9 protein-coding genes and 1 pseudogene are annotated in these 10,726 nt (G+C 70.1%); 8 read left to right on the top strand and 2 right to left on the bottom strand.

Features of this window, described 5'->3' with window-relative positions; translation table 11 throughout:
* From G6016_RS08530 to G6016_RS08515, 4 genes are all read left to right on the top strand, one after another.
* Nucleotides 1–636 (top strand): DivIVA domain-containing protein (locus G6016_RS08530; protein ID WP_182632234.1); only part of this gene is annotated, 636 nt, incomplete at its 5' end.
* A 142-nt stretch (nucleotides 637–778) separates the two neighbouring features.
* Nucleotides 779–1,045: a hypothetical protein gene (locus G6016_RS08525; protein ID WP_182632236.1), complete on the top strand. Its 267-nt coding sequence runs from the start codon at nucleotides 779–781 to the stop codon at nucleotides 1,043–1,045.
* Nucleotides 1,046–1,327: 282 nt separating this feature from the next.
* Nucleotides 1,328–4,537 carry an isoleucine--tRNA ligase gene (ileS, locus tag G6016_RS08520; protein WP_182632233.1) on the top strand — a complete coding sequence of 1,070 codons (3,210 nt, stop codon included), beginning with the start codon at nucleotides 1,328–1,330 and terminating at the stop codon, nucleotides 4,535–4,537.
* A 12-nt stretch (nucleotides 4,538–4,549) separates the two neighbouring features.
* Entirely contained in the window at nucleotides 4,550–5,995 is a 1,446-nt protein-coding gene (locus G6016_RS08515; RefSeq protein WP_182632232.1) for a DNA polymerase IV, read from the top strand.
* Between the two features lie 10 nt (nucleotides 5,996–6,005).
* Here G6016_RS08515 and G6016_RS08510 read toward each other — a convergent pair whose 3' ends face one another.
* A complete protein-coding gene (locus G6016_RS08510) occupies nucleotides 6,006–7,058 on the bottom strand; it encodes an asparaginase (protein WP_338403554.1) in 1,053 nt (350 codons plus the stop codon).
* A gap of 200 nt (nucleotides 7,059–7,258) precedes the next feature.
* Here G6016_RS08510 and G6016_RS08505 point away from each other — a divergent pair, with 200 nt between their 5' ends.
* A complete protein-coding gene (locus tag G6016_RS08505; RefSeq protein WP_182632230.1) occupies nucleotides 7,259–7,756 on the top strand; it encodes a WKL family lipoprotein in 498 nt (165 codons plus the stop codon).
* Between the two features lie 28 nt (nucleotides 7,757–7,784).
* Here G6016_RS08505 and G6016_RS08500 read toward each other — a convergent pair whose 3' ends face one another.
* Nucleotides 7,785–8,807 (bottom strand): hypothetical protein, encoded by a 1,023-nt coding sequence (locus tag G6016_RS08500; protein WP_182632229.1) that lies wholly within the window; start codon nucleotides 8,805–8,807, stop codon nucleotides 7,785–7,787.
* A gap of 70 nt (nucleotides 8,808–8,877) precedes the next feature.
* On the opposite strand from G6016_RS08500, the gene lspA reads away from it, so the two are divergent.
* The 3 genes and pseudogenes from lspA to G6016_RS08485 all read left to right on the top strand — a co-directional run.
* Entirely contained in the window at nucleotides 8,878–9,504 is a 627-nt protein-coding gene (gene lspA, locus G6016_RS08495) for a signal peptidase II (RefSeq protein WP_182632228.1), read from the top strand.
* Nucleotides 9,497–10,423 carry an RluA family pseudouridine synthase gene (locus G6016_RS08490; protein ID WP_182632235.1) on the top strand — a complete coding sequence of 309 codons (927 nt, stop codon included), beginning with the start codon at nucleotides 9,497–9,499 and terminating at the stop codon, nucleotides 10,421–10,423. Before lspA ends, G6016_RS08490 begins: the two co-directional genes overlap by 8 nt.
* Nucleotides 10,420–10,726, top strand: a pseudogene (locus tag G6016_RS08485) (hypothetical protein); the annotation flags it as partial. The gene G6016_RS08490 and the pseudogene G6016_RS08485, both read left to right, overlap by 4 nt.

The following is a 10,726-nucleotide window of genomic DNA, read 5'->3' as shown; positions in this document are numbered from 1 at the left end:
GCAGCAGCGCCGGCTGCGGCAGCCGCCCCGGCCGCTGCATCGGCCGCCGCCACCCCGTCGCTCGGCAACTCCGGTGACGACGCCGGCTCCAACTCCGACTCCAGCCTCCGCGCCGCACGCGTGCTGGCCATGGCGCAGGAGATGGCCGACCGGCTCACCAGCGAGGCCAAGAAGGAGTCCGACGGGCTCATGTCCAAGGCCCGTGGCGAGTCCGACCGGCTGGTCGGCGGTGCCAAGGTCGAGTCCGAGAAGATGCTCGGCGACGCCCGCAAGGAAGCCGACCGCATCCTGGGTGAGGCCAAGAACAAGTCCGACGGGATCGTCAAGGACGCCCAGACCCGCTCCGAGCAGCAGGTCAAGGAGGCCCAGGCCAAGGCCGACGCCCTCCAGGCCGACGCCGAGCGCAAGCACACCGAGATCATGGCCACCATCAACCAACAGCGTGGCGTGCTCGAGGGCCGGATCGACCAGCTGCGGACCTTTGAGAAGGACTACCGCAGCCGCCTGACCAGCTACCTCGAGAACCAGCTGTCCGAGCTCGGCAAGGCGGGCTCCGCCGCCCCCGCGACGCCGGGCGATGTGACCGGCTCCTCCGACAAGGACGTCAAGAAGGACGGCGGCCACCGCGCCGAGTGACGCCACTGACATGACGCTCGACCCCCGACCCCCACGAGGGTGCGGGGGTCGACGTATATTCGGGGGTGAGGTTGACACCGTTCGCCGCGGTGCCGCCCCACGCCACTGACCTGCAGACCCAGCACAGCACCAGGAGGCACCGATGCTCGTCGCCGCACTCTGCCTGACGATCCTCGGCTTCGCGTTCCTCGTCGCCGCGGTCGCCAGTGGACAGATCGTGTGGGCATGGGCATGTATCGGCGTCGGCGCGGTAGGCCTGCTCCTGCTACTGGTCGACCTCATCCGCGGCCACGGCACGCGTGACGACGAGCCCGCCACCGGTGAGGCCACTTCTGACGAGGCTTCAGCCGCCGCGAACCGGGGCAGGGACGGTAAGCCGGACGAGGCGGACGCCTCCTCCGACAGGTAGGATCAGGAACTGTCCGGCCACGAGCCGGATGCGCAGTGAACCGGCCATCACCGGGGAGCGCTCGGAAGAACAGCCAGCCCGGTTGCGGACAGGCCTAGTAGACCCGAACGGGAGAGCCCGTGACAGCTCAACCCACGAGTGGACGCCGACGTCGTCGTCGTCAAACGGGGTGGTACCGCGGACGGGTGCGCTTCTCGCACCCGGAACGTCCCCGAGCGCAGGCCTGACGGCCCCACGGGTACCGACTCGTGCGGGCCCCGTACGCGAGGAGTCCCGCCCCACATGAGCACCGAATCCGCGACCCCAGACGCCGAGGGCACCGCCGTAGCGGTCACCGGGAGCGCGTACCCCATCCTCGACCTCACCGGCGGCACCACGGCCCAGACACCGTCCTTCCCCGCGCTCGAGGAGACCGTGCTCGCCCGGTGGGACGAGCGGGACACCTTCCGCGAGTCCATCCGAAACCGCGCCGACGCCGACGAGTACGTCTTCTACGACGGGCCGCCCTTCGCCAACGGCCTGCCGCACTACGGTCACCTGCTCACCGGCTACGTCAAGGACGTGGTGCCGCGGTACCGCACGATGCGTGGCTTCAAGGTCGACCGCCGCTTCGGCTGGGACTGCCACGGCCTACCCGCCGAGCTGGAGGCGGAGAAGCAGCTCGGTATCACCGAGAAATCCCAGATCCTCGACATGGGCCTGGCCGAGTTCAACGCCGCCTGCGAAAAATCCGTGCTGCGGTACACCGACGAGTGGGAGGAATACGTCCACCGTCAGGCCCGCTGGGTGGATTTCGAGAACGACTACAAGACCCTTGACATCGACTTCACCGAGTCCGTGCTGTGGGCGTTCAAGCAGCTGTACGACAAGGGCCTGATCTACAAGGGCTTCCGCGTGTTGCCGTACTCCTGGTACGAGCAGACCCCCCTGTCCAACCAGGAGACCCGCCTGGACGACGCCTACAAGATGCGCCAGGACCCGGCCGTCACCGTCGGCCTACCGCTGGAGGCGCCCCAGGACAGCCCGCTGTACGGGGCCGAGGCGCTCGTGTGGACCACCACGCCGTGGACCCTGCCGTCCAACCTCGCCGCCGCCGTGCACCCCGAGATCGACTACCAGGTGGTGCGCGCCAACTCCGGCGAGCTCGCGGGGCGCACCTTTGTCGTGGCCGAGGCGCGCCGCGGCGTCTACGCCGCCGAGTTCGGTGAGGACGCCGAGGTCGTGGCCACCCTCAAGGGCACTGAGCTGGTGGGGCTGCCCTACACGCCGCCGTTCGACTTCTTCGCGGGTCACGCCAATGCGCACGTCGTGCTGTCGGCGGACTACGTCACCACCGAGTCCGGTACCGGCATCGTGCACCTCGCGCCCGCCTTCGGTGAGGAGGACAAGGACGCCTGCGACGCGGCCGACATCGAGCTGGTGATCCCCGTCGGACCGGACGGCAAGTTCACCTCCGAGGTGCCGCCGTACGCCGGGCAGCTCGTCTTTGACGCCAACACGCCCATCTCGCGGGACCTGCGCGCCGCCGGCAAGCTGGTCCGGCACGAGACGATCGAGCACTCCTACCCGCACTCGTGGCGCTCCGGGCAGCCGCTCATCTACATGGCGCTGCCCGCCTGGTTCGTGCGGGTCACCGAGTTCCGGGACCGGATGGTCGAACTCAACCGTGAGCAGATCCGCTGGATGCCCGAGCACGTGCGCGACGGGCAGTTCGGCAAGTGGCTCGAGGGCGCCCGAGACTGGAACATCAACCGCAATCGCTACTGGGGCGCGCCCATCCCGGTGTGGGAGTCTGACGATCCGGCCTACCCGCGTGTGGACGTCTACGGCTCCCTGGATGAGTTGGAGCGGGACTTCGGCGTGCGGCCCACCGACTTGCACCGTCCGTACATCGACGAGCTGACCCGCCCGAACCCGGACGATCCCACCGGCAAGTCCACGATGCGCCGTGTGGCGGACGTCTTCGACTGCTGGTTCGAGTCCGGTTCCATGCCGTTCGCGCAGGTCCACTACCCGTTCGAGAACAAGGACTGGTTCGACACCCATTTCCCGGGCGACTTCATCGTCGAGTACAACGGCCAGACCCGCGGCTGGTTCTACACGATGCACGTCCTGGCCACGGCCCTGTTCGATCGTCCCGCGTTCCGGCACGTCGCCGCGCACGGCATCGTGCTGGGCAACGACGGGCTCAAGATGAGCAAGTCCAAGGGCAACTACCCGGACGTCAACGAGGTGTTCTCCCGCGACGGCTCGGACGCCATGCGCTGGTTCCTCATGAGCTCGCCGATCCTGCGCGGCGGCAACCTCGTGGTGACCGAGCAGGGGATCCGCGAGGGCGTGCGCCAGGCCATGCTGCCGCTGTGGAACTCCTACAGCTTCTTCCAGCTGTACGCCGCCGAGCGCGCCACCTGGCGAACCGACTCCCAGCACGTTCTGGACCGGTACATCCTGTCGCGCCTGGCCTCGACGCGGGACGCGATGACCGAGGCCCTGGACGTCACCGACATCGCCGCCGCCTGCGACGAGCTGCGCCTGTTCGCCGACGCCCTGACCAACTGGTACGTCCGCCGCTCGCGCTCACGCTTCTGGGCCGGCGAGGCCAGCGGCCAGGACTCCCGCGACGCCTTCGACACCCTCTACACGGTGCTCGAAACCACCATGCGGCTGGCCGCCCCGCTGCTGCCGCTGATGTCCGAGGTGATCTGGACCGGCCTGACCGGCGAGGAGTCGGTGCATCTGGTGGACTGGCCGGACGCCGATTCGCTGCCGCGTGATCCGGGGCTGGTCGAGGCGATGGAGGCTGTGCGGGCCGTGTGTTCGACCGCCTCGTCGGTGCGAAAGGCCAAGCAACTGCGTGTGCGCCTGCCGCTCAACTCGCTCACCGTCGCCATGCCGGACGCCGAGCGTCTTGAGCCGTTCGTGGGCATCATCGCCGACGAGGTCAACGTCAAGAACGTCCGCCTCACCAGTGATGTCGCCTCGCACGGCCGGATGGAGTTGGCGGTCAACGCCCGCGCCGCCGGACCGCGACTGGGCAAGGACGTTCAGGTCTGCATCAAGGCCTCCAAGACTGGCGACTGGTCCGAGGTCGACGGCGTGGTGACCGCCGGTGGCATCCAGTTGGAGGAGGGCGAGTACGAGCACCGACTCGTCGCCGCCGACCCCGAGTCCACGGCCGCGCTGCCCGGCGGTGCGGGACTGGTGGTCCTGGACCTAACCGTGACCGAAGAGCTCGAGGCGGAAGGCTGGGCTAAGGACCGCATCCGCGAGCTGCAGGAGGCGCGCCGCTCGGCGGGCCTGGACATCACCGACCGTATTCGCGTGCGAATGGAGGTCCCGGCCGAGCGCCGCGAGTGGGCCGACCGGCACGCGCAGCTCATCGCCGGCGAGGTCCTGGCCACCGATTTTGAGGTGGTGGACGCGCTCGAGGCGACGGACGGCGATCCGATCGAGCTCGCCGAGGGCGTCAGGATGACGCTGGCGCGGAACTGACCGGGGCCCCTCGTGGGTGCCGGGCAGGACCGGTGGGTCCTGCACGTGGACATGGACGCGTTCTTCGCGTCCTGTGAGCAGCTGACCCGGCCGACCCTGCGGGGTCGGCCGGTGCTGGTCGGCGGTACCGGTGGTCGTGGCGTGGTGGCGGGCGCCTCGTATGAGGCCCGCGCCTTCGGTGCCAGGTCCGCGATGCCCGCGCATCAGGCCCGCCGACTGGTGGGGCCGTCGGCCGTGTTCGTGCCGCCGCGGATGGCCGTCTATCGCGCGCTGAGCCACCGCGTGTTCGAGGTGTTCGCCGAGCACGCCCCGGTGGTCGAGCAGGTGTCGGTGGACGAGGCGTTCCTCGAGCCTCCGGAGCTGCGGGGCGCCGATGTCGAGCGCACGCGCGCCTGGGCGCAGGACCTACGAACCGCGATTCGCGAGGCCACGGGGCTCCCGGCGTCGGTGGGGGCCGGGGCCGGCAAACAGTACGCGAAAATCGCGTCCGACCTGGCGAAACCTGACGGCATCGTGGTGGTCGCCCGCCGCGACCACGCCGAGGTGTTGGAGCCGTTGCCGGTCCGGAGCCTGTGGGGCGTGGGGCCGGTGGCGGGGGAGAGGTTGGCGCAATTCGGTATCGCCACGATCGGAGACCTCGCGGCGATGGACGACGACGACGTCGTGCACGCCCTCGGCCGGACGGTGGGCCCGGCGATCGCCCGCATCGCGCGCGGGTATGACGATCGCCCCGTCCACGAGCGGGCGGAGGCCAAGCAGATCAGCGCCGAGAGCACGTTCTCCGCGGACCTCACCACGGCCGGTCAGGTGTTGGCCGCGGTGCGTGGATCGGCCGAGGCCGCGCACCGGCGGCTACTCGCCGATGGCCGGGCGGCCCGCACGGTGACGGTCAAACTCAAGCGCTCCGACTTCACCTCGATCACCCGCTCATACACGTTGCCGCAGGGCACCACGTCGCTCGAGACGATCGTCTCGGTCGCCCGGTCACTGGCCCCGGATCCCGTCGACTTCGGCGCGATCCGCCTTCTCGGCGTGGGATTGTCGGGTTTGACGGAGATCCATCAGGACGCGCTGTTCGAGCAGGAGTTCGTGCCCGACCCCCGTGCGGTCGGAGGGGCTGCCGGGGTCGACGACGACGATGACGACCTGCCCGACATCGTGGGCGTGGGCACCACCGTGACAGCGGACTCGGCGGAGCCCTCCGATGTGCACCCAGGTGACGATCCCGAGGCGGCGCCCGTAATCGGCTCGTGGCGGCAGACCGAGCGTGAGCGTTTCAGGCCGGGGGCCGATGTGCGGCATCCGGAGTTCGGGCACGGCTGGGTTCAGGGTGCCGGCCACGGGCGGGTGTCGGTGAGATTCGAGACCGCCGCGACCGGCCCGGGGCGGATGCGTACGTTCGCCGAGGACGACCCGGCCCTCGAACCCGCGGACCCCGTGGACTCACTCGGCTGGTGAGCGGACCTCGTCAGTTGTAGAGGTGGAATCGGGACCAGCGTTGCCGCACGACGTTCGCCGAGGCCATGCGCGCCTCGGAGACCTCGGCCTCTCCGGCCTCTCCGGCCGATGTGGCCGCGTCCGCCGTCGCGGAGTCGTCGGCCACGCTGAGCAGCGCGGCGAGCAGGACCCGGGCCTGGCCGGATCGGAGGTAGCCGACGTTGAGGACGCCACGCGTGGCCAGCTCGGCGCCTCCACCACGGCCGCCGTAGGTCGCCGTCGCCTCTCCACGCGGGACGCGGGTTCCGGCCACCACCACGATGTCGGGCCGCTCGGTTGCGAGCTCCGCAACCGCATCGCCAACGAGTGGGGGAAGGTTTCCCGACCCGGTCCCCTCCAGCACGAGTCCGCGCGCACCGGCATCGACGCAGGCACGCAGCGCGGTGGCGTCGGAACCGGGCGAGCAGGCCAGCACATCGACGCGCACCTCCGAGAAGCGGGCACGCCCACCCAGGACCGGGCGCTCCATCCCGGGTGGCAGCTGCTCTACCGGTTGCTCGGGGGAGTTGCGGGCGAAGGCGACGGGGTCGGTGGTGTGCCATTTGCGCACCCCCCGGGCTTGGAGGATCGCGCGACCGAGCACCACCAGAACGCCGAGGTCGCGGGAGACCGGGTCGGCGGCCAGCAGTACGGCGTCCAGCAGATTGGCGGGTCCGTCGGCCTCGGGATGATCGGCTGCGAGCTGGGCGCCGGTGAGGGCGACGGGCCGGGGATCGTCGTGGTGGAGGTCCAACGCGATCGCCGATTCCTCGAGGGTGTCGGTGCCGTGGGTGATCACGACGCCACTCACCTCGGGGTCGTCGAAAATGTCGGCCACGGCGGCGACCATCGTGTCCCATTCGGCGGGTCCGAAGGTCGAGGAGTCACCGTCGAGGATCTGGCGTGCCGAGACGCGGATCTCGCCGGGCAGCACCGCTCGGAGACCGTCGAGCATCGCGGTGGTGGCGGCCTCGGAGCCGCCCGCGAGGACTGCACCGTCGGGGGTCGTCGAGGCCGTGATCGTGCCTCCCGTGGTGCATATCACGATATGAGGGGTATCTGTGCTGGTCTCGGCGCTGTTCACCCGGTCCACAGTGGTGGTCTGGCGGCCCGGCGTCAACCACCCCGGCCGTCAGGGATGGAACAATGACGCATTCGAGTTCGTTGGGCCGGTGACGCGGTCTGCGGACCGCGCCGGGCCCGGAACGTTTGCCCGATACCGCACATTCGACGAAAGGACCACGCGTGAGTCTTCGACGGACTATCGCTGCAGTCTCTCTGTCCGCCTTCGCCCTGGGCGGTCTGGCCGCCTGTGGTGGTGATGACGACAACGGTGGCCGGGAGACGGCGCCCGCGCCCACCACCACCTCGCAGCAGGCATCGGCGATCCCCACCGCGGAGGATCTGACGGCGCTTCTGGAGCAGGCCTCCGACCCGGCCGTGCCGGTCGAGGAGAAGGTCAATCTCGTCGAGGGCGGCGCCGAGGCTCCCGAGATCTTCGACCAGATCGCCGCGCTCAAGGCCGAGCAGGGCGCCACCGTGCAGATCACGGGCGTCGCCGAGGGCGACGTCCCGGGCACGCTCATCGCCAACGCTGTGATCAATCAGCCCGGACAGGAGCCGATCAACGTCCAGGCCCAGTTCATCAACCAGGGCGGAAACTGGATGCTGCAGAAGGCTTTCGCCTGCGCGCTGATCACCAACGCCGGCCTCGAGCCGCCGGCCACCTGCGCCGGAGTCTGATCAGCAGTCGCTGATCAGCCAGCGCTGATCAGTCAGCGTTGCTGAACTCCAGGACCGAGTCCTCGTCGTAGGTCGTGCGTTTCCCCGTGTCGGGGTCGACGTAGACGGCCTGCGTCGAGGACTCCGTCTTTCCGTCCACGGGTAGCGCCGCGCGCAGGTCGACCGTCAGTTCACCGGTGCCGGTGATCTCGTAGTTCTCCACATCGAGGGTCACCCCCGGGCCGCCGTCGGGGGCCGGGGCGGTCAGGGTGTCCTCGGTGTCCGGCGCGCTCGTGGCGAAGCGGACTGTCGCCACGTCGCCGTCGAGTTCGACCAGTTCGTAGGTGACGACACGGGTCGGGGCCACGGCGTCATCGATCTGATGTGTGGCCGTCCATCGGGCGCCCTCGCCTATTTCGTCCGTCGGGAACACCACGGTGACGTCCGTGATGGCATTGGCGGCGATCTCCACCGCCGCACGGGCGGCGTCGGTGGCACTGACCGGGGCGGCCAGACCCAGTTCACGCACGATGCCATCGGGTCCGCGGGTCCACGTCACGGTGAAGCCGGGGGCCGTGGAGAACTGGGCGGCGCGCAGCTCGTCGGCGGAGGTGAACTCCTGAACCGTGACCGAGGCACGTTGTGCCCCGTCGACATCCGGCTCTGATCGCCCCTCGAGTGTGAGGGTCTGGGCCGGGGTCTCATCGACCCTTGCCTGGCTTCCCGGCACCTCGGTCCGCGCGGAGCCCGACTGGGTCACCTCCACCGTCGCCGACTCGCGGGAGGGCCCGTAGGTCAGGACGCGGCGCTCATCGGCGCCGGCGTCGAGCAGTTCGATCTCGGGAGCCAGACCCGGATCAACGGCGACCTCGGCCTCCAGTGATTGGTCCTGGTCGGCGCCGGCAGCTGCTCCCGCCGAACTGCCCGCACCCGCCGCGGGGTCCTGGGATTCCGAATCGCCGCAGGCCGCGACCCCGACGAGGAGTGCGGCGGCGACGGCGGGCGCCAGAAGACGACGGCCGCGGCGGACGGCTCGCGGGCGGGCGGGGGCACTGATCGATCGCGGTTCCACGGCATCGAGCCTAGAGGGTGTCCCACCCGCGTCCTCCGGCTCGTCGGCGTCATCAGTGATACTGGGTGGCATGACGGACACCAACGAGACGCGGCCGGACGCGTCGGGGCACACTCCAGGGGCCTCGCCCGGCACGAAGCCCGCGAGTGAGGCGTCGCGCTACTTCGCGGCGGGCCCGACGGTGATGCTGGTGATCGGCCTGGTGGTCGTCGTCCTCGACCAGATCACCAAGATCGCGGCTGTCGCCCTGATCGAGCCGGGCCGCCCGATCGAGCTCATCGGCGAGACCGTCCGACTGGTGCTGATCCGTAATCCCGGCGCGGCGTTCTCGATGGGGACCTCGGTCACGGCGCTGCTGTCCATCGTGGCGGTTATCGTGGTGGTTGGCCTGATCTGGTTCTCCCGCAAGGTGCACTCCCGCTGGTGGGCGTGGGGGCTGGGTCTGATCCTGGGCGGCGCCGCCGGGAACCTGGTGGACCGCCTGTTCCGCGACCCCGGGGTCCTGCGCGGCCATGTGGTGGACTTCATGTCCGTGGGCTGGTGGCCCGTATTCAACGTCGCCGACTCCTGCCTTGTCGCGGGGGTGATCGTGATCGCCGTCGCAGTCCTGCGCAACCTCGATTACGACGGCACGATGGTGACCGGCCAGAAGAAGGCCCCCGAGCCCGCGTCGGATGACAGGCCCGCCGATGGGTGAGGTCCGCACCTTCCCCGTCCCCGACGGTCTCGACGGCATGCGCGTCGATGCCGGCGTGTCCCGCCTGCTCGGCATCTCGCGGACCGCGGTCGCCGACCTCGCCGCCGAGGGCAAGGTCCTGCTCGACGGTCACACGGTCGGCAAGTCGGACAAGCTCACGGGGATGAGCTGGATCGAGGTCGAGATGCCCGAACCGCGTGCCGAGCCCGCGATCGTGGCCGAGCCGGTCGAGGGTATGGAAGTCATCTATTCGGATGCCGACATCGTCGTCGTCGACAAGCCCGTGGGAGTGGCCGCGCACGCCTCGGTCGGCTGGACCGGCCCCACGGTGATCGGCGGCCTCGCCGCCGCCGGGTACCGCATCTCCACGTCCGGACCGCCGGAGCGCAAGGGGATCGTGCACCGCCTGGACGTGGGAACCTCGGGCCTGATGGTGGTGGCGGCGTCCGAGCGCGCCTACACCCTGCTCAAACGCGCCTTCCGTGAGCGGACGGTCGACAAGACCTACCACGCTCTGGTCCAGGGCCACCCCGATCCGCTGTCGGGGACGATCGACGCGCCTATCGGGCGGCACACGTCGTCGGACTGGCGGTTCGCCGTGACCTCCGACGGCAAACACTCGATCACGCACTACGACACCCTCGAAGCGCACCAGGCCGCAACACTTGTAGAGGTCAAGCTCGAGACGGGCCGCACGCACCAGATCCGCGTGCATTTCTCGGCGCTGCACCATCCGTGCGCGGGCGACCCGACCTACGGCGGCGACCCGGTCCTGGCCAAGCGCCTCGGGCTCGAACGGCAGTGGCTGCACGCGGTCGGGCTCGGGTTCGAGCACCCGGGCACCGGCGCGCGCGTCGACTTCACCAGCACGTACCCGGACGACCTCCAGCACGCGCTGGACGTGTTGCGCTCGGCGTGAGCGAGCAGGCGCGGCCCTCCCTCGCGGCGCGGGTGGCGAAGGTCGCCGGTCTGGGGGTGGTGATCGTGCTGGCGTTGGTGACGATCCTCACCGCCCTGCGCACCGAACTGCCGCGCAGCCCGGGCGTGATGTCCGACGCGCTGGGCCCCGACGCCGGTGAGCCGGTGGCGGCGTACCTGCAGCGGGCCGCCGCGACACTCGACGCGGGTGGGCCCGCCGGAGGAGGCGGTGGGGGACGAGATCACAACCGGGGCGACGACGACAACACCGTCCACCCCGACCTGCCCACCGGGCCGCAGAGCC

The sequence above is a fragment of the Dietzia aerolata genome (assembly GCF_014144865.1).
Taxonomy (GTDB): Bacteria; Actinomycetota; Actinomycetes; order Mycobacteriales; family Mycobacteriaceae; genus Dietzia; species Dietzia aerolata.
The sequence above is the reverse complement of the archived record's forward strand: the minus strand, read 5'-3'. Positions and strand labels throughout refer to the sequence as shown.